Origin of the sequence: Pedobacter ginsengisoli (genome assembly GCF_002736205.1) — a bacterium.
Taxonomy (GTDB): domain Bacteria; phylum Bacteroidota; class Bacteroidia; order Sphingobacteriales; family Sphingobacteriaceae; genus Pedobacter; species Pedobacter ginsengisoli_A.
Genome location: NZ_CP024091.1, coordinates 4,127,661 through 4,146,417, shown reverse-complemented (window position 1 = coordinate 4,146,417; position 18,757 = coordinate 4,127,661). Strand labels below are relative to the sequence as shown.

General features: G+C 39.2%; 18 protein-coding genes. All 18 read left to right on the top strand.

Going from position 1 to position 18,757, the window contains the following annotated elements; genetic code table 11:
• The first annotated feature begins 141 nt into the window (after window positions 1-141).
• The 18 genes from CPT03_RS17045 to CPT03_RS22840 all read left to right on the top strand — a co-directional run bounded on the left by CPT03_RS17045 (window position 142) and on the right by CPT03_RS22840 (window position 18,739).
• Window positions 142-2,409, top strand: coding sequence for an ATP-binding cassette domain-containing protein (locus tag CPT03_RS17045; protein WP_099439964.1), 2,268 nt, complete (start codon window positions 142-144; stop codon window positions 2,407-2,409).
• A 12-nt stretch (window positions 2,410-2,421) separates the two neighbouring features.
• Complete coding sequence (locus CPT03_RS17040; RefSeq protein ID WP_099439963.1) at window positions 2,422-3,768, top strand: TolC family protein; 1,347 nt, start codon at window positions 2,422-2,424, stop codon at window positions 3,766-3,768.
• 17 nt (window positions 3,769-3,785) lie between these two features.
• Window positions 3,786-4,886, top strand: a complete 1,101-nt coding sequence (locus CPT03_RS17035) for an efflux RND transporter periplasmic adaptor subunit (protein WP_099439962.1) — start codon at window positions 3,786-3,788, stop codon at window positions 4,884-4,886.
• A gap of 29 nt (window positions 4,887-4,915) precedes the next feature.
• Window positions 4,916-8,290 carry an efflux RND transporter permease subunit gene (locus CPT03_RS17030; RefSeq protein WP_099439961.1) on the top strand — a complete coding sequence of 1,125 codons (3,375 nt, stop codon included), beginning with the start codon at window positions 4,916-4,918 and terminating at the stop codon, window positions 8,288-8,290.
• A 611-nt stretch (window positions 8,291-8,901) separates the two neighbouring features.
• Window positions 8,902-9,249, top strand: coding sequence for a hypothetical protein (locus CPT03_RS17025; RefSeq protein WP_099439960.1), 348 nt, complete (start codon window positions 8,902-8,904; stop codon window positions 9,247-9,249).
• A gap of 21 nt (window positions 9,250-9,270) precedes the next feature.
• Window positions 9,271-9,888: a hypothetical protein gene (locus CPT03_RS17020; protein WP_099439959.1), complete on the top strand. Its 618-nt coding sequence runs from the start codon at window positions 9,271-9,273 to the stop codon at window positions 9,886-9,888.
• 99 nt (window positions 9,889-9,987) lie between these two features.
• On the top strand, window positions 9,988-10,938 hold the full coding sequence (locus CPT03_RS17015; protein WP_099439958.1) for a hypothetical protein: 951 nt from the start codon (window positions 9,988-9,990) through the stop codon (window positions 10,936-10,938).
• A 3-nt stretch (window positions 10,939-10,941) separates the two neighbouring features.
• Window positions 10,942-11,442 carry a hypothetical protein gene (locus CPT03_RS17010; RefSeq protein ID WP_099439957.1) on the top strand — a complete coding sequence of 167 codons (501 nt, stop codon included), beginning with the start codon at window positions 10,942-10,944 and terminating at the stop codon, window positions 11,440-11,442.
• Window positions 11,439-12,059, top strand: coding sequence for a toxin-antitoxin system YwqK family antitoxin (locus tag CPT03_RS17005; protein WP_099439956.1), 621 nt, complete (start codon window positions 11,439-11,441; stop codon window positions 12,057-12,059). Before CPT03_RS17010 ends, CPT03_RS17005 begins: the two co-directional genes overlap by 4 nt.
• A gap of 16 nt (window positions 12,060-12,075) precedes the next feature.
• Window positions 12,076-12,759, top strand: coding sequence for a hypothetical protein (locus CPT03_RS17000; protein WP_099439955.1), 684 nt, complete (start codon window positions 12,076-12,078; stop codon window positions 12,757-12,759).
• On the top strand, window positions 12,759-13,991 hold the full coding sequence (locus CPT03_RS16995; RefSeq protein WP_099439954.1) for a hypothetical protein: 1,233 nt from the start codon (window positions 12,759-12,761) through the stop codon (window positions 13,989-13,991). The genes CPT03_RS17000 and CPT03_RS16995 overlap by 1 nt, the downstream gene beginning before the upstream one ends.
• Window positions 13,979-14,341: a type II secretion system protein J gene (locus CPT03_RS16990; RefSeq protein ID WP_099439953.1), complete on the top strand. Its 363-nt coding sequence runs from the start codon at window positions 13,979-13,981 to the stop codon at window positions 14,339-14,341. Before CPT03_RS16995 ends, CPT03_RS16990 begins: the two co-directional genes overlap by 13 nt.
• Window positions 14,331-14,804, top strand: coding sequence for a type II secretion system protein J (locus CPT03_RS16985; RefSeq protein WP_099439952.1), 474 nt, complete (start codon window positions 14,331-14,333; stop codon window positions 14,802-14,804). The genes CPT03_RS16990 and CPT03_RS16985 overlap by 11 nt, the downstream gene beginning before the upstream one ends.
• Window positions 14,805-14,808: 4 nt before the next feature.
• Window positions 14,809-15,951, top strand: coding sequence for a type II secretion system F family protein (locus CPT03_RS16980; protein ID WP_099439951.1), 1,143 nt, complete (start codon window positions 14,809-14,811; stop codon window positions 15,949-15,951).
• 111 nt (window positions 15,952-16,062) lie between these two features.
• Window positions 16,063-16,860 (top strand): hypothetical protein, encoded by a 798-nt coding sequence (locus CPT03_RS16975; RefSeq protein ID WP_099439950.1) that lies wholly within the window; start codon window positions 16,063-16,065, stop codon window positions 16,858-16,860.
• Between the two features lie 68 nt (window positions 16,861-16,928).
• Window positions 16,929-17,894, top strand: a complete 966-nt coding sequence (locus CPT03_RS16970) for a hypothetical protein (RefSeq protein ID WP_099439949.1) — start codon at window positions 16,929-16,931, stop codon at window positions 17,892-17,894.
• A gap of 7 nt (window positions 17,895-17,901) precedes the next feature.
• On the top strand, window positions 17,902-18,549 hold the full coding sequence (locus tag CPT03_RS16965; protein ID WP_099439948.1) for a hypothetical protein: 648 nt from the start codon (window positions 17,902-17,904) through the stop codon (window positions 18,547-18,549).
• A 19-nt stretch (window positions 18,550-18,568) separates the two neighbouring features.
• Window positions 18,569-18,739: a hypothetical protein gene (locus CPT03_RS22840; RefSeq protein WP_157766489.1), complete on the top strand. Its 171-nt coding sequence runs from the start codon at window positions 18,569-18,571 to the stop codon at window positions 18,737-18,739.
• Window positions 18,740-18,757: the final 18 nt, after the last annotated feature.

The following is an 18,757-nucleotide window of genomic DNA, read 5'->3' as shown; positions in this document are numbered from 1 at the left end:
TTACTTTTTAAAAGAAGGAGTCAGGAAATTATTCCTTTTTGCATGGTTTATTCTCCTTTCAGAAGGGGTGGCTAAACTTCATTTTAAACCAATTTTGATAAGCCAAATAATTAGCCCGTTTATCTGTTAATTCAAAATCCGATGAAACAAGAATTTATAGAGATCAGAGGTGCCCGCGAAAATAACCTTAAAAATATTTCGCTGAGGATCCCAAAAAGAAAAATTACTGTTTTTACCGGAGTGTCTGGCTCGGGTAAGTCCTCTATTGTTTTTGATACCATCGGGGCCGAGGCCCAAAGGCAGCTCAACGAGACCTTTTCTACATTTGTTAGAAACCGCTTACCAAAACATAGTCAGCCTGATGCAGATTCCATAAGTAACCTGTCAACAGCAATCGTTATAGATCAAAAGCGTTTAGGCGGTAATTCCCGCTCAACAGTAGGAACCATCACAGATATTTATTCCATTCTGCGTCTTTTGTTTTCAAGAATTGGAAAGCCCTTTGTTGGCTATTCAAATGCTTTTTCTTTTAATGATCCTGCCGGAATGTGTCCTGAATGCAATGGCCTAGGCGAAACTGTAAAACTGAATCTCGATAAATTTCTCGATAAATCTAAATCGCTTAACGAGGGGGCAATCTTATTCCCCATGTTTGCTGTAGGAAGCTGGTATTTTAACACCTATGCTTATTCCGGTTTTTTTGATAATGATAAAAAACTTAAAGATTATAGTGATGAAGAATGGCAAACACTGCTGTACGGAAAAAAAAAGAAGTTTCAGGTTAAGAAAGACAATGTTCCCCTTAATGTCAGTTTTGAAGGACTGGTTGATAAGTTTAACCGGATGTACATCCAGCGTGATACCAGTATCCTGTCCGAGTCCATGCGTCGCACGCTTGAACGGTTTATCCTTTTTGCTCCCTGTCCCTTATGTAAAGGAACAAGGCTAAGTCAGGCTGCATTAAGCTGTCGCATAAACGGATATAACATTGCTCAGCTTACTAATCTTGAAGTAGATGAACTGATTAAAATTATTGCCCAGATAGATGATGCAATAGCCGAAACCATGACTTCCGCATTAATGATGCGTTTGCAGCATCTGATAGATATAGGCCTGGAATACCTTAGCCTCGACAGGGAAACCACAAGCCTTTCTGGCGGAGAGTCTCAGCGCATTAAAATGGTAAGGCATCTGGGGAGCAGTCTTACCGATATGATCTATATTTTCGACGAGCCAAGTGTTGGCCTGCATCAGCATGATGTGCATCGCCTGAATGAACTTTTACTCCAGCTTCGCGACAAGGGGAATACCATTCTGGTGGTAGAACATGATCCGGAGGTGATCAGAATTGCCGACCATGTGGTAGATGTTGGTCCACATGCCGGAACTCACGGAGGCGAAATTGTGTATCAGGGAACTGTAGATGGTTTGCTAAAGGCAGACACTTTAACCGGGAATTACATAAACCGACAGCATTATGCAAAATCATCTTATCGCAAAGCAAAAGGAGTGCTTACTGTGCACAACGCAAAAGCGCATAACCTTAAAAACCTGACTGTAGATATTCCAACAGGAGTCTTTACAGTGGTAACAGGCGTTGCCGGATCAGGTAAAAGTTCACTCATCAATCACGAGTTTATAAAACAATATCCCGAAGCAATCATTATTGATCAAACGGCTGTAAGCACCTCTGTGCGTTCTAATCCTGCTACTTATACGGGTATTATGGACGAGATCCGCCGGATTTTTGCTCAGCATAACAAGGTTAGTGCCTCCCTGTTTAGTTTTAATTCAAAAGGAGCCTGCCCTAACTGTCAGGGCCTTGGCTTTATCTATACTGATCTTGCTTTTCTGGAGCCTGTAAAAACCGAATGCGAAATATGCAATGGCAAGCGGTTTAGAGAAGAAGTGCTGGCATATAAATTAAATGGAAAATCCATTAGTGAGGTATTGGCCATGACTGTACAGGAAGCTGTAGATTTTTTTGATAAGAAGGATCTGAAACGAAAAATAGAAGCCATCCTGGATGTTGGGCTCGATTACCTGACCCTCGGGCAGCCCCTTAGCACACTTTCCGGTGGCGAATGTCAGCGGATAAAACTTGCCGGCAACCTGCACAAGCGGGGCAGTATTTATGTATTGGATGAGCCAACCACCGGATTACATATGTCTGATGTAGAGCATTTGCTGCAAATCATGAACCACCTGGTTGATATCGGGAATTCTGTAATCGTAATTGAACATAACCTTGATGTGATCAAAAATGCCGATTGGATCATTGACATGGGGCCGGAAGGCGGTAAAAAAGGGGGCGAGGTCATCTTTACTGGAACTCCCGCTGCATTAATAGAATACCCCGGTTCGTTAACCGGGCATTACCTAAATAAAGAAAAGCAATTAATCCTATAAGTCGCAATACCTATGAAAACCAAAATCTATCTCATACTTCTGCTCCTTTTTTTTGCCGGCGGAATAGTTCAGGCTCAGGTAACTGATTCCCTGAATTATAAGTTCAGCTTAAAAGAGGCTGTTGATTATGCCCTAAGCCATCAATCGGCCGTGTTAAACGCGCAAATTGATGAAGAAATAGCTAAAAATGATGTTAAAAAAACCGTTGGTACAGGCTTACCGCAAGTCTCCACTACTTTTAACTTTCAGGATTACCTAAAAGTACCAACAAGTTTGCTGCCTGGCGAATTCTTTGGTCAGCCGGGCACCCAAATTCCGGTTAAGTTTGGTGTAAAGTATAACTCTTCAGCAGGCATAGAACTAAATCAGCTCCTTTTTGATGGAACTTATATTGTAGGCCTGCAGGCTTCAAAAACTTATAAAGAGTTGTCTGTAAGAAGCACTACAAGAACTAAAATCGAAACCGTAGTTGCCGTTACAAAGGCCTACTATTCTGTATTGGTAAATAAGGAACAGTTAAAACTGATAGATGCCAATCTGGTACAGCTTGCAAAATCTTTTAACGATACGGAAGCCATGTTTAAAAATGGCTTTGCAGAAAAAATTGATGCCGACAGGTTACTGGTTTTAAAGAATAACCTGGAAACGGAACGCGAAAATGCAACCCGCTTGCTATCAGTAAATATCGATCTGCTCAAGTTCCAGATGGGAATGCCTGTTACTGCTTCACTTGAGCCTGTTGATAAGATAAGTGAGGTGCGCGCCCAGCCGGTTTCAGTTGTGGCAGCCGACACTTCTGCCTACAAGGCAAGAATTGAGTATTCCCTTTTAGAAACACAGAAAAAGTTAAACCTTCTGGATGTGAAAAGATACAAAAGTACTTTCTTGCCTACATTAAAAGGTTTTGCAAGTGCAACCAAAAGTTTTCAGTCCGATAACTTCTCAAACCTGTACAATCAAAACTACCCCACATCAGTAATTGGGCTAACCCTTTCCTGGAACCTGATTAATGGCGGGCAGCGCATTTATCAGTTACGAAACGCTAAGCTGGTGGTAAAGCAAACAGAAAATAAGATGGAAGACCTCAGGAATGGCATCGTAAATGAAATCTCCACAAATCAAAAGCTATATGCCAATAGCCAGCGCTCACTGGAAAACCAGGAAAGAAATTTAAAGCTTGCCGAAGAAATTTTAAGGGTAACCCGGATCAAATATGAGCAGGGAATAGGCTCTAGTCTGGAAGTTACTACTGCCGAAACTTCATTAAAGGAAGCGCAAAACAACTACATCACCGCTTTGTATAATCTGCTCATCAATAAGGTAGATCTGGATAAGGCAACAGGAAAAATCAACTATTAACCAAGCAACATAAACTCATGAAAACAATATATAGCATCGCATTAGTTCTTTTTCTGGCTTCCTGCGGGTCATCGGAAAAACCTGCGGATAAAAAAGCAGAGCTTGAACAACTGAAAAAAGAACGTACCGCACTTAATGGAAAAATTGAGCAGCTGGAAAAAGAACTTGGACAAAGCAAAAGTCAGGCAGATATTAAGGAAGTAACAGCAACAGAACTTAAAGAAACCGAATTCCGGAACTTTGTAGAAGTGCAGGGTAAGGTGGATGCGGAAGACAATGTAGAGATCACTCCCGAATCTCCGGGTTCAGTAACTGCGATTTATGTAAAGGTCGGGCAAAACGTAAGCCGCGGTCAGGTGCTGGCCCAGCTTGACGATAAAGTGTTGCGCCAAAACATTGCACAATTACAAACCCAGTTGGAACTGGCCACCACCATTTTTAACCGTCAGAAAAACCTATGGGATCAGAAAATTGGAACTGAGGTTCAATACCTGACCGAAAAAAGCAGGAAAGAAGGGCTTCAAAAACAACTTTCGGCCTTACAATCTCAGGCCGCAATGAATAAAATCAAAAGCCCGGTTTCGGGTACTGTTGATGCCATGGATCTTAAGCTGGGTCAATCTGTAGCACCCGGAAGCCCTACAGGCATCCGGATTGTTAATGCAAGCAGGCTAAAAGTAAAAGCACTCGTTTCCGAAAATTATGCTGCCAGAGTAAGCCAGGGCGATGATGTAGAGGTATCGTTGCCTGATGTGCCAGAGAACCTGCACACTAAAATTTCATTTGCCGCCAAAGTTATTGATCCTATATCAAGAGGTTTTAACGTAGAGGTCAAGCTTCCTCCCAGTAAAAAATACAGACCGAACATGCTGGCCGTACTCAAAATTATAGATTATAAAAATGATAAGGCGCTAACTGTACCCATCAATGCCATTCAAAAATCTGAGGCAGGCGAATATGTATTTGTAGCTGTAAACGGCAAAGCCAAAAAAACAGATATCAAAACAGGAAAAGTATCCAATAGCCAGGCAGAGGTTTTATCGGGATTAAAATCAGGCGATAAAGTGATCACTACAGGATTTCAGGACCTGAACGATGGTGATTCAGTAAAACTATAAATAAAGATTCATGATAATCTTACGATCATATGAAAGACGTCAATAAAGAATTCGGCCCATCCAGTTGGGCTATAGATAACCGCACAGCGATATATGTGTTTACATGTATCCTGATTCTGGCGGGGTATTTTTCTTATAACAGTTTGCCAAAAGAGAATTTTCCGGAAGTTGTAATCCCTAAAATATTTGTGCAAACCGTATACCCCGGAACCTCGCCTGCAAACATGGAGAACCTGATTACAAAGCAGCTCGAAAAAGAAATAAGGGGAACACTTGGCTTAAAAAAGATCACCTCCAATTCCTTTCAGGATTTCTCCTTTATTACTGCAGAGTTTAATACCGGGGTTGATATAAAGGATGCGAAACAGCGGGTTAAAGATGCCGTTGATAAAGCAAAAACAGACCTCCCGTCGGATTTGCCCGATGACCCCGTTATTATGGACATCAACCTCTCTGACCTTCCCATTATGTACATCAACATATCAGGAGATTATGACCTCAAAAAACTAAAAGAGTATGCTGATGATATTGAGGACAGGGTAGAGGGGCTTAAAGAAATTGCCGGAGTAGATATTGTGGGTGCCCTGGAACCGGAGATCCAGATCAATGTAGACCTCCGCAAAATGGAATCGGCACAAATTTCATTTGATGATATCGGAAATTCAGTAAGGGCCGAAAACCTGACCATATCTGGAGGTTCAGTAAAAATGGATGGGATGCAACGTACCTTAAATGTGAAAAAGGAATTTGTAAATGCCGAGGAATTGGGCAATATGATTGTGAAATCGCAGGCTGGGGGTTCTGTTTACTTAAAGGATATTGCCGAAGTAAAAGACTCCTTTAAAGAGCAAAACAGCTATGCACGCCTGTATGGAAAAAACGTAATTACGTTAAATGTACGTAAACGCAGTGGCGAAAACCTGATCGAGGCATCCGATAAGATCAATGCCATGCTTAAGGAAATGAAAGGTACCTTATTGCCTTCTAAACTGGATATTACCATTACCGGAGACCAGTCTGACCAGACCAGGATTACGCTGCACGATCTGATCAATACCATCATCATCGGTTTTATTCTGGTTACCTTAATCCTGATGTTCTTTATGGGTGTAACAAATGCATTGTTTGTTGCCTTGTCTGTCCCGCTTTCCATGTTCATCGCATTCCTCTCCATGCCCGTCCTCGGGGGAGTGTTCGATTTCAATTTTACCATGAACATGATGGTGCTGTTCTCCTTCCTGCTTGGGTTAGGGATTGTTGTGGATGACGCCATTGTGGTGGTAGAGAATACACACCGGATTTTTGACAACGGCAAGGTGCCAATAGTACAGGCCGCCAAAATGGCAACCGGAGAGGTTTTTATGCCCGTGTTATCCGGAACATTAACTACGCTTGCACCCTTCTTTCCACTATTGTTCTGGCCGGGAATTATTGGAGAGTTTATGTATTTCCTACCGGTTACGCTTATTGTAACGCTCTCTGCCTCATTGGTGGTGGCTTACATTATTAATCCGGTTTTTGCGGTCGACTTTATGAAGCCACATGATGATCATGAAGACCAGAAGCCAAGGTTCGACAGAAAGGTAAAACGGACCCTTCTTGTCTTTGCCGGAATGGCGCTGCTGGGCTACCTCATTAACATAGGCTTTGGTAATTTTATTGTACTGCTTGCCTTGTTGTATCTGTTAAATCACTTCTTTTTAACAGGTGTAATCAAAAAATTCCAGACTGTAGTATGGCCAAAAGCAATAAATAAGTACCATAGTTTGCTTACCTGGGCACTAAAACGTCCGCGAACTATGATATGGAGCACGGTAGCCCTGTTTTTCTTTACCATGATTCTGGTAAATATTATACCGCCAAGGGTGGTGTTTTTCCCGGCTGCCGATCCGAATTTTGTGTATGTATATATAGAATTGCCTGTGGGTACAGATCAGGCCTACACTAATAAAATTGTAGAAAAGGTGGAGCAAAGGGTAGAAAAGGTAGTGGGCCGAAGAAATCCTGATGTATCTTCCATCATCTCCAATGTAACGGTAGGTGTAACCGATCCGCAGGGCGAAGATCAGGGCGAGTACACCAACAAAGGGAAAGTTACTGTTGCCTTTGTGGCTTACGGGAAAAGAACCGGCGAGCGTACTGTAAATTATCTGGGCAAAATCCGCGAAGCGGTAAAAGGGATTCCAGGTGCTCAAATTTCGGTAGCGCAGGAGCAGGGAGGGCCGCCAACGGCAAAACCAATTAGTATAGAAATTACGGGGGATGACCTGGATTCTATCGCAGTAACTTCAGATCGCTTAAAAAAATACCTGGATAGCCGGCAAATTGCCGGGGTGGAAGAACTTAAGTCTGATTTTCAAAATAATAAACCTGAGGTTATTTTTGATATCGACAGAGAGCGTGCAAATCGGGAATGGATATCAACAGGTCAGGTTGGCCTTGCTTTGCGTACTGCACTGTATGGTAAAGAAGTTTCGAAATATAGGGACATAAATGAGGATTATGAGATCAATGTTCGCGCCAGAGAAGATCAAAGGAACAACCTGGAAGCACTGCGAAATATGAAAATTACCTACCGTGATATGGCAATGAACGGTGTTATAAGGCAAGTACCTATATCATCTTTCGCAAATATAGATTATATCAATACTTATGGAGGCATCAAGCGCAAGCAGCAAAAACGAATCATTATTCTGTCGTCAAATGTACTTTCAGCGTATAATGCGAACGAGGTTGTGGCCAATATTCAGCGAGAGATCAATGAATTTAAAGCACCTGCAGGTGTTGAAATAAAAATGGCGGGTGAGCAGGAAGAGCAAATGGAAACAGCCGCTTTTTTAGGAACGGCTTTAATCAGTGCTTTGTTTATCATCCTCATTATTCTGGTGCTGCAATTTAACTCCATTAGTAAGCCTGTGGTTATTTTAAGTGAGATCCTGTTTAGTATTATCGGGGTATTGCTGGGGGTTACCATCTTCGGGATGGAGTTGTCTATTGTAATGACAGGACTCGGCATTGTTGCCCTGGCAGGAATTGTAGTGAGGAACGGGATTTTGCTTGTCGAATTTGCCGATCTGATGGTTAGTCAGGGGATGGAAGTAAGAGAGGCAGTTATCGAAGCCGGCCGCACCAGGATGACACCGGTACTACTTACCGCTACTGCAACCATGCTGGGGCTTATTCCGCTTGCGGTAGGGTTGAATCTTGATTTCGTGACTTTGTTTACAGAGTTTAACCCGCATCTTTATTTTGGAGGTGATAACGTAGCCTTCTGGGGGCCACTATCATGGACCATTATCTTCGGTTTAAGTTTCGCCACTTTCTTAACCCTGGTTTTGGTTCCATGTATGTACCTTGTTGCCGATAAGAATTCTAAGAAGATAAAACAGTGGTTTAAAAAGTAGTCAGAGGGTGCGCATGCACCCTCCTTTTTTGTATCCATTCCCTTCCATTAAAATACGAAAACCAGGCTCCGGGGTGAAAGATTATTAACCCTGTGTTCTGGTTGTGCGTGTATGTTTTTCTAATAACGGGAATAAAGGAGAAAAAATTTCCCCGCTATTTCCGTTCTTTTTCGTTTAAAGATCATTGATGTGTTCATGTTAAATTATGGCAAAGTTTTTGTCTTTTTTTGGTGACAATTCAATGAAAAGTTTTTAAGTAATTGATTTTATATAGCTTTGCAGGATTTTTAAACAAAAACTAAATTAATTTCTCGAATTAAATGAGCTATCAGGATTACAAATGCAGAAAGTGTAACACCGATTTTCACTATCAGGTGCCGAGGGGATTTGTGTTAAAGCATTTGCTGGGATTTCTTCCCATAAGAATTTATTGGTGCCCCAAATGCACCACAAACAGATATGTGTGGGTGGGTAATAAAACTGAAGCTAAGTAATACTCTTTAAATAAATACCTATTTATGGGTATTGCAAGTTCCTCCTTTTTGCCTTTCTTTTGAGTAAAACCTTCTGAATTTCGATTCAGTTAAGGGGCTTAGATTAATTAAGGGATTATGGCAAGAGAAGTTGCAGGCAAGTGGATTGTTACGAACGCAGTTGAAATAGATTATGAAGACGGAACTGAAGTATTCCGGGCTGATATGTTTGCCCGGCCATGGGCTTGCCTTGAATTTAAAGAAGACGGGAGCGGAAGCATATTTGACGGTGAAGGGAATGTTGATGCCTTTACTTATGTGGCTACGGACGAAAGTCTGGTTTTAAAGTATACTCAGGGAAACGATACTACAACTTACCGCATACAGGAATTAACCGAATCCAGGCTTTGTGTACAAGAAGAGCACCTCGAGGCTTATGACGGAGTAGTGCATAAGGAGTTAATAGAAATTAATCTACATAAATAGCTTACTTAAAATTAAACGCTCATGAAAACGCTCAGTAAAACAGTACTACTTATTTTATTCTCAATATGCATCATAACCTGTAAAAAGGGTACTGAAGACCCATCTGGTGGTGATAAGGGGTCAGGAAAAGAAATTGTAATCGGTAATGGAGGTGCGGTAGATAATACACTCCATATGGCATTCAAAACGCCCGATTGGGAGCGGAAGATCGATTGTACACATCTTGATCTGGATCCTATCGGATTAAATGATTCTACTTCATACGTGTCAGCAACATCGGCCTCAACAAATGAAACATTCTATTTTTCATTTCCACGTGACAGCTCCGCTATGGTAAGGTCTTCCAATATCAAAAAATATGATATTACACGAGTAGGGGCCAATAAAAAGCCTTTTGAGTTCTCGCAAACACTTCCAATAAATGCAGGTTCAACCACAAAATTAGTGAGTTTGACGGGTTCAGGTACTGATTCCTATAATGAAGTTTTGGAGATTAAGTATACAGGGGTTAAAGGTAATTATGCTCAATTTCAGATAAAATGCCGTTACAGTATGAACATGCAAGAAACACTTAACGAAAGCAATAAGAAATTAGTAACCGGAACTTTTCATTTTAAAGTTAAAACAAAAAGAATTTAGCGCTCTTCGATTTAGGGTTAATAATTGTAAAGCAGCCTTGATATGCACGGGGCTGCTTTCTTTCGTTTATCTACTAAAGTTTGTTATATTTATTGCCCCATGGTAATTCGTAAAAACATCTCTCAAATCCTTTTAGGATTCGTCTTGCTCTCAACAGGATGTACAGAATTTATTGAGCCTTCTATTGAGAAAAAGGCGGTCGTACTGCTTGCACCATCTCACGGTACTGAAAGTGCAGTTTATGCACAAACCTTTTGGTGGGAAGAGGTCGATAATGCTTTTCAGTATAGGTTACAGGTAGTAACACCTGATTTTAATAACACAGCCCGGCTAATACTGGATACTGTTGTTACAAAGAACAGATTTAGTTATACGCTTGATCCCGGAAATTATGAATGGCGGGTTAGAGCGGAAAATGGCAGCTCACAGACGCTCTATAGTAAGGCAGCTTTTATCATCCAGCCTAGCTCAATAGAAGGACAGCAGGTGCAGTTACAATCGCCGGTCAATAATTTAATCACCAATCAAAACAGTACCGTATTTAAATGGTTGAAGTTATTTGGTGCCGATAAGTATCAATTGCAGATTGATACTTCTAATTTCGAAGATGATGCAGCTTTGTTTTTTGATAAGTCAACTCCAAACCAGGAGTTTACAGTAAATCTTACTAAAGATAAAGTCTACCGTTGGAGAGTGAAAGCTATCAATGCTACCGTAGAATCAAAGTGGTCAACAATTCAGAATGTAACTGTAGACAAAACCCCTCCGGGTGTTGTTTTCCTTACCTCTCCTACAAATGAACAAGTTGTGACTAAAAATGTAACGCTTAAATGGGAGGCATTGGCTGAGGCAAAAAAATACCAGCTATATGTCTTCAAAACTGACGGGACATCAGTTTACAGTTCAACTTTTCCTATTATATTAACGGCAGCTACATACTCCTTTACAGAGGGCAAGAGCGGTGAAAAGCTGTTTTGGCAGGTTAGGGCAATAGATGAAGCCGGGAACTTTGGGGCATTTAGTGAACTAAGGAGCTTTTTAATTCAATAAGTAATGCAAGCCGGTAAGAATAAAAAACTGACGTACCTGCTTATTTGTGCAGTGGCTGGCGTTTGGGGTATTATTATTTATAAGGTTTTATTTAACGAAGCTGATGCAGCTTATGAACCTGCATTTAAATCCGCCAAAGTAGCGCAAGAATCATATGATCAGTATCTTGTGAAAAATGATACATTTAAGTTAGCATTAAACTACAGAGATCCATTTTTAGGAGGGATTAGTCATGTATCTGAAAATGTAGAATCTGTTACGGCTACTCCTGTAAATTTCAATCCTCCACCTCCTCCACCGCCTCCGATAGACTGGAACCTAATTAAGTATTCAGGATATATTGTTAACCCTGTAACAAAAAAACTGGTGGCAATATTAGTGGTAAATGGACGGGAACAAATGACTGCTGAGGGGCAAACTTTTGAAGGTGTTAAATTGCTTCAAAACAGGAAAGATTCTATATTGGTAAGCTGGCAAGGCAAAAAGAAATACATCAGACAATGAGTAAATTAAATAAACGCATCTCTTTTTTAGTAATGGCATTAGTCCTTGTTGTCAATCTGGCAATGGGACAGTATTCTAGTAAAGATTTTCTAACCCATAAAATAATAGTCAATCATGATAATTATACCGTAGTAGCTTATGTTAAACCTACACATAAGATTTATGTTGAATCTGATAGATTGTATTATTGGTTTTCAACTAATCTAATCAAGTCTACCCAGGGAGGGTATAGTGGTAAGTTGTTGAATGGTCGTTATCAGGAGTTTTTTTTAAATAAGAATTTGAAAGAATGGGGCGCATTTAGTGCCGGATTAAAGACTGGAAAATGGAAAAGCTGGGATGAGGCCGGTAAATTAAAAGAAGAATACTGTTGGGATTCCGGCAAAAAAAATGGTGCTTATTCAAAGTACGATTCAGTAGGAAGAATTGCTGAAAAAGGGAAATATCGTAATGATTTGCTAAATGGCAAGCAAACCGTTATCATTGGCGACAGCACTAAGATAAACTACTTCAAAAAAGGAAAACCAACAGAGAAGCCCCACTTTATTCCAAAATTCATAAGAGACATTTTTTCTAAGAAGAACACAAAAAATACAGAAAATCAAACTCAGTTATAATTAATACTTAACGCTCATGAAAAAAAACGTTCTTTTTTGCTTTTTATTGATTTTTGCATTAAAAAGCTATGGTCAATCTACATATTTGGTAGCTCAGGATACGCGTTCTGTGAATGACTCGGTAAATTATTTTAAGAGAAAATTAAGCTTCGATTTCAAATCGAGAACAGTTGTTGGTGCTCCGGGAGCTGGCAACTATTCAGGAATGCTGACATTGGCTCCCTGGTCAGATGATACTGGGGGCAAGGCAAATCAATTAAACTTTAACTATGGGGGAATTTTCTATCGAACAGGGTCTTATTCGGCATCTCAATGGGATCCCTGGCGAAAACTGGTTATAGAAGATCCTAATGGCAATGTGAGTATTGGAACTACAAATCCGCAGGGCTATAAACTTGCGGTTGCAGGCAATATGATAGCTGAATCCGTAAAGGTAAAATTGCAGGGAGCCTGGCCCGATTATGTATTTCACGACCAGTACAATCTTCCTTCTTTAAATCAGGTAGAAAATTTTATTAAACTTAATAAGCATTTACCTGAAATTCCTTCAGAAGCAGAGATTCAGAAGAATGGGCAGGATATTGGAGAAATGAATTCAAAACTTTTGAAAAAAGTAGAGGAGTTAACATTGTACGTGATTAATCAGCAAAAGGAGATTGAGGTTTTGAAACAAAAAGTAACTAAACTAGAGCGCAAGTAATGATTAAAGCAGCTGCGCTTTATATCGTTATTATCGTTTCCTTGCTCATAGCGGTGATTTCAGCATCTTTATTAACCATTGCTTTTTACTACAGGCTTCAGGTTCAAAAAAAGATAAGAATGGATAAACTGATGATAAATATGGAATCAGGAACTGCAATTTTACTTTCGGAGGGCTTTGATACCTATAATGAAGAAGTATTTCTTGATCTATATGGTGATCAAAAGGACAGCTTGATCCTAAATAAAACAAGATGGGGGGTGTTCGACCTTCAAACACTAAAGGCATTTGAATTAAAGGATACTTTAAAGCGCTCTTTTATTAGCGGAAATACGTTTAAAGATCAGGGTGCAATTTACCTTGCAGATGAAGATCGGCCATTGTCTGTTAGCGGAAGTACCCAGATCACAGGAAATGGCGAATTACCAAAGGCAGGATTAAAACAGGCCTATGTAGATGGGAGGCCATACGAGGGAAAAGAGTTGGTTAAAGGGAATATTAAACCCAGTGGCAGAGCACTTCCCGCGTTAAATGATGAGGTATTAAAAAAGATTATAAGCTACCTGGAGCAAGTGGATGGCACCCCTTTTAACATTAAAGATTCTGTTAGTAATTCCTTTTTTAACAAAGAGCTGATATACAAGCTAGCCTCTGATCAGGATATTAGCAGTGTAAAAATTCAGGGGAAAATAATCCTGGTTTCAGACACCACTATCAAAATCAGTTCAAGTACCATATTAGAAGATGTTCAGGTCTATGCAAGGGCAATTGTAATTGAATCAGGCTTTAAAGGCTCTTGCCAGCTATTCGCACGGGATTCTATCATTATTGGCAGAGACTGTGATTTCCGTTATCCTTCATTTGCCGGGATATTCAAGCCAGATAGTTCCCAAATTCAGGCAAAAGTGAGCCTTGATTCAGCAAGCCATTTTTCAGGAATATTGTTGGGACATGAACCGCAGCGTACAGAATTACAAACCTTAATTTCGCTGGGTAAAAACACCCTTGTAAATGGCGAAGTATATGCAGGCTACATTAAAGTAGAGCGTTCTGTAAAAGTCAATGGGAAAGTGTATGCTAACCGGTTTATTATGCAAACACCTTCAACACTTTATGAGAATTACCTTATCGACATCACGTTGAACCGTAAATTATTAAGTAAATATTACCTGAGTTCACCTATATTTAAAGGAAACAAGTCGGAGCAAAAGATTCTAAAATGGCTAAATTAATATCAAATAAAGTAAATGCATCTACTTTACTGGAGGTAATTGTAGCCATGGTGATCATCATGGTTGTATTTGTTATTGCAACAGGCATTTATACCAATGTAATTAAATCTTCACCGTCAATAAAACAACAGCAGGCCAGGGCACTCTCAGCCGGTATTATACGGCAAAGTAAAATAGATCATGATTGGACAGAAATTCAGGTGCAGGTTGATAGTATCACTTTACAAAAAGAGGTTCTTCCATACGAGGGATATACTGATTTGATGCTAATTAAAGTTACGGCCAAAGAGCAGGGAAAGGAAATAGGTCTTGTAAAGCAAATTGTTAAACGTATTGAAGATGAACCTTAACAAGAAATTTCCGGGCTTTACTTTAATGGAGGTAACCATTGCGATGCTGATTGCAGCTGTTACTATTGCCATTACTTTTACTGCATACCGGATTGTAAGTGGCTCTTATTTTAGTTTTAACAAAAAACAGGAAAAGGTTGCTACATTAACTACAATTGATAAGCTGCTGAAGCAGGATTTTATTAAGGCAAGGACAATTGTTAAAACCTCTGATGGTGTTTTTTTTGAAGTAAATGATGGAATTATTACTTATAGTTTTAAAGATAGTTACATCCTGAGGGATCAGTTCTCTTTGGGAATTGATACATTTAAACTTCAGGTAAATGATTTAAACTGTTCATTTGAAAATGAAGTGGCAGAGGAGGGGAGGGAAGTTGACCTGCTGAGTTTCAAAACACAATTGGATGGAGATTTAATCCCTATGCAATACCAAAAGATTTATAGCGCTCAAGATTTATTTTAGAATTATGTCATCAATAGATATATCCCGGTATCAGAAAAAGAAGCAGCAGCCAAAAGGCAAGCAGGAGGGTAAGGATATTTTTGCTTTCTTAAATAAGGAGATCAGTTTTGGAGGCAAGCAGGTTTCTGATAAAAAGAAAGAGGGATTGTATGTTGAGTTGAGTACATTACTGCTGTCCGGCATCGATTTAAGAACAGCTCTGGAACTGATCCTTGTTGATCAGGAACAGGCAAAAGATAAAGCATTATTTGAGGGTATAAGGCAAAGAATCCTCGCCGGACTGGCCTTATCAGAGGCTTTAAAGGAAACGGAGCGGTTTAGTGATTACGAATATTACAGCATTCGAATAGGAGAAGAAACAGGTAAACTTGGTGAAGTATTGACGGATCTGGCTAAGTATTACAAGAGTAAGATTCAGCAGCGCCGAAAAATTGTGAGTGCAGTTACTTATCCTGCAATAGTTTTGCTTTCTTCGTTGGGTGCTGTATTCTTTATGATCAAGTTTGTGGTTCCCATGTTTGCTGATGTTTTTTTAAGGTTTGGAGGGAAGCTCCCATGGATCACTGCTGCTATAATTAGCTTTTCGGGATGGTTTGATAGGTATTTTATCTTTTTAATACTATTTTTTGCGGGTTTGTTTGTGCTATACTTCCTTAAGCGTAAATCTGGTTGGTTCAGGGATTTTTCTTCAAATTTGCTGTTAAGAATACCTGTTGTTGGGGATTTGGTTAAGAAAATATATCTGGCCCGTTTTGCAAATACCATGCGCTTACTGGTTAGTACAGATACGCCTTTGCTACGTTCAATAGCTTTAGTAAGGCAAATGATTAACTATTACCCAATTGAAACTTCGCTTTTAAAGGTTGAACAGGATATTTTGCATGGCGAATCGTTGCATAAAAGTTTGTCTGCTTTTTCGTTTTATCCGGCTAAGATGATCCAGTTGATTAAGGTAGGTGAAGAAGTAAACCGAATGGATTATTTTTTCGAGAAAATAGCTACTCAATATACTGAGGAAGTGGAATATAAAACCAATACCATTAGCAGTTTATTGGAGCCTTTAATTATTATTTTCCTTGGTTTGGTAGTAGGAATAATATTAATTGCGATGTACCTGCCAATGTTCCAGATGAGCAATAGTTTTTAAAATATAATTTTTTATATTAGTTGTGATTAATTTAACGACTCTACTATGCGCTCAATCTCATTAATTCCCATTACGGAAACCCATCTCATTTCTTTTTAACCATTTACTCAAATGAAAAAATTCATTCTATTGGCATTGTTATCAATGTCTAAGGTCTTATATGCTCAGACCAATACATTCCCAACAAGTGGAAAAGTTGGAATTGGTACTGTTACCCCAACATCTCAGCTGCAGGTTGTTACTCCTGCGTTATCAGGAGGAGAAACCCTGCTGAAAATGAAGGTTGATGATGCAGAAAACGATTATTTAGAGGTTAAAAACTCTACTGGAGGGGCCAATAGTTTTATACCGCTAGTATTAGGAAATGTTGTTTCAACAACAAATAGTGCATTAGTACTCACGGGACAAACGGATAGTATCCATGATACGGGGTCATTGCCTCTAATGCTTTTTTCCTCGAGAATGGCTGGAGCTAAGATTAATACAAGGCCATTATTTGCATGGGCGAATTATAATGTCAAGCACATGACAATGCTGGCTAATGGAAACTTAGGTATAGGAATAGCTAATCCAAATGAAAAGCTTGCTGTAAACGGAAATATTCGCGCACACGAAATTAAAGTTGAAACAGCTAATTGGCCGGATTATGTGTTTGCCAAAGGTTACGAATTACCGTCATTAAAAGAAATAGAAGCACACATTAAGGAAAAGGGTCATTTGCCTGGCATTCCCTCAGCAGAGGAAGTAAAAACTAATGGCGTTAATCTGGGTGAAATGAATGCTAAACTATTAAAGAAAATTGAGGAGCTGACTTTACATCTCGTCGAACAACAAAAGAGAAATGACTTACAAGCTCAAACTATGCAAAAGATGGAAGCACGAATATTAAATCTCGAAAAGAAAAAGTAGATCTATGTATGGTAATTTTATTTCCGCAATCGGAAATGTCTTAATATTGAATTATAAACTAAAGTAATATGCATAAAAAACTATATCCATTAATTTCATTAGGCTTATTAAGCTTTTTAATTACTATCGATTTATTTGCTTTTTCAAATGGGAAAGTAAACACAAGATTAGTCGATGATTACACTACTCAAGTAACCTTTTTCGCTGGATTTCAGATTGGAAGTTGTATTGAATTTGTAGCTGTATCTCCTATTGATACGGGTAGTTCTGGAAATTACGAAATATCTATTTCATATGTGCGTGGAAATGTCGCTGCCGCCGGAACATTTCTGGCAAGCATTTCTCATTATAATCCCAATTTGTGGAGAGAAGTTGGAAGAGTTAATAGCAACGGGTATGCAGGTGCAGGTTCAGATGGACATAATTTTGCAATTGATTGTAATACTGATCGTTTTAATCCTAGGTTTAGAATAAGAGCAATAAGAACTCTTGGGATAGCAACTGATCCGTTGACAGTTCATATAAAAATTAGATCAATAAATCAAAATGGATCATGGACTACTTTGAATGTTACGGGGTCCGATCTAACAGTTAATAAATTACTTCCCATGACGAATGATTGGAGTCTGTATGTTGGTAATTCTCATGATCCAGCTGGAGCAGAAATTGCAATAAAGGCTTTAGGAAACGGAAATGTAGGGGTTGGGACTGCAATACCTAATGCTAAGCTTGCTGTTAATGGCAATATCCGTGCAAAGGAAATAAAGGTTGAAACGGCTAACTGGCCAGATTACGTGTTTGCTGAAGATTACCAATTACCAACATTACAGCAAACAGAAAAACATATCAAAGAAAAAGGCCACTTGCCAGGTATTCCTTCTGCTGAAGAAGTAAAAAGTGACGGGGTTGATTTGGGAGAAATGAATGCAAAACTTCTGCAAAAGCTGGAAGAAGTTACTTTGCATTTGATTAAACAGGAAAAGGAACTGCTTAAGTTGAAAAAAGAACTAAATAGTTTGAAAAAAGATAAATAGGAATAAAATGAAAAGAATCATTACATCGCTTTTTGCCTTAATAACGAGCTTAACATATGCTCAAGATAGTAATATCTTAATGGGATTAAGTTCACCTGCACTTGGTGTTAAGATTAAGAACAATTTTCCAACTGGGACAGGAGGATTTGCCAGAGCTTTTTCACTTAGTAATCAGGATGCATCGTTGGATTTTTTCTCGTTTGGAGTAAATGGCACCTACAATAATGGTGTCAGTACAATGAATTATGGGTTCATAGGACAATCATACACAAATATATTTATGTCTTTTAAACCAGATGGCAACATTGGTATTGGAACCACTTCGCCTACTGAAAAACTATCAGTAAAAGGGAAAATTAGGGCTCAAGAAATTAAAGTAGAAACAGCCAATTGGCCGGATTACGTGTTTGCTGAAGATTACCAATTACCATCATTACAGCAAACAGAAAAACATATTAAACAAAAAGGTCACTTGCCAGGCATTCCTTCAGCCGCGGAAGTAAAAGCGAATGGTGTTGATCTTGGCGCTATGAATGCGAAGCTATTACAAAAGATGGAAGAGATGACATTAATTATGATCCAGCTAAATAAGAAAGTTGAACAACAAGCTGAGACTTTAAAAATGCAGCAAAAGCAACTAGATAATTTAAAATAGATTTTAAATTAATTAAGCTATGAAACTATTAAAAACAACAATTTTCTTCCTTCTGATTTTCATTACATCAAAGGGGGTAGGCCCAAAACCAATTTTGAATGGACGCAGGGAAGTAGCGTCTTTTCCTCAGCTGCCAATATCTAAGCTAATACCTCCTCCAAAACCAATGTTACCATTAAATGTAAAATAAGCTGAACTCTTTCCGGTA

Excerpts from the sequence above, each read along its gene's own strand:
- CPT03_RS17045 (WP_099439964.1), top strand. The coding sequence starts at position 142 with ATGAAACAAGAATTTATAGAGATCAGAGGTGCCCGCGAAAATAACCTT.
- CPT03_RS17040 (WP_099439963.1), top strand. The coding sequence starts at position 2,422 with ATGAAAACCAAAATCTATCTCATACTTCTGCTCCTTTTTTTTGCCGGC.
- CPT03_RS17035 (WP_099439962.1), top strand. The coding sequence starts at position 3,786 with ATGAAAACAATATATAGCATCGCATTAGTTCTTTTTCTGGCTTCCTGC.
- CPT03_RS17030 (WP_099439961.1), top strand. The coding sequence starts at position 4,916 with ATGAAAGACGTCAATAAAGAATTCGGCCCATCCAGTTGGGCTATAGAT.
- CPT03_RS17025 (WP_099439960.1), top strand. The coding sequence starts at position 8,902 with ATGGCAAGAGAAGTTGCAGGCAAGTGGATTGTTACGAACGCAGTTGAA.
- CPT03_RS17020 (WP_099439959.1), top strand. The coding sequence starts at position 9,271 with ATGAAAACGCTCAGTAAAACAGTACTACTTATTTTATTCTCAATATGC.
- CPT03_RS17015 (WP_099439958.1), top strand. The coding sequence starts at position 9,988 with ATGGTAATTCGTAAAAACATCTCTCAAATCCTTTTAGGATTCGTCTTG.
- CPT03_RS17010 (WP_099439957.1), top strand. The coding sequence starts at position 10,942 with ATGCAAGCCGGTAAGAATAAAAAACTGACGTACCTGCTTATTTGTGCA.
- CPT03_RS17005 (WP_099439956.1), top strand. The coding sequence starts at position 11,439 with ATGAGTAAATTAAATAAACGCATCTCTTTTTTAGTAATGGCATTAGTC.
- CPT03_RS17000 (WP_099439955.1), top strand. The coding sequence starts at position 12,076 with ATGAAAAAAAACGTTCTTTTTTGCTTTTTATTGATTTTTGCATTAAAA.
- CPT03_RS16995 (WP_099439954.1), top strand. The coding sequence starts at position 12,759 with ATGATTAAAGCAGCTGCGCTTTATATCGTTATTATCGTTTCCTTGCTC.
- CPT03_RS16990 (WP_099439953.1), top strand. The coding sequence starts at position 13,979 with ATGGCTAAATTAATATCAAATAAAGTAAATGCATCTACTTTACTGGAG.
- CPT03_RS16985 (WP_099439952.1), top strand. The coding sequence starts at position 14,331 with ATGAACCTTAACAAGAAATTTCCGGGCTTTACTTTAATGGAGGTAACC.
- CPT03_RS16980 (WP_099439951.1), top strand. The coding sequence starts at position 14,809 with ATGTCATCAATAGATATATCCCGGTATCAGAAAAAGAAGCAGCAGCCA.
- CPT03_RS16975 (WP_099439950.1), top strand. The coding sequence starts at position 16,063 with ATGAAAAAATTCATTCTATTGGCATTGTTATCAATGTCTAAGGTCTTA.
- CPT03_RS16970 (WP_099439949.1), top strand. The coding sequence starts at position 16,929 with ATGCATAAAAAACTATATCCATTAATTTCATTAGGCTTATTAAGCTTT.
- CPT03_RS16965 (WP_099439948.1), top strand. The coding sequence starts at position 17,902 with ATGAAAAGAATCATTACATCGCTTTTTGCCTTAATAACGAGCTTAACA.
- CPT03_RS22840 (WP_157766489.1), top strand. The coding sequence starts at position 18,569 with ATGAAACTATTAAAAACAACAATTTTCTTCCTTCTGATTTTCATTACA.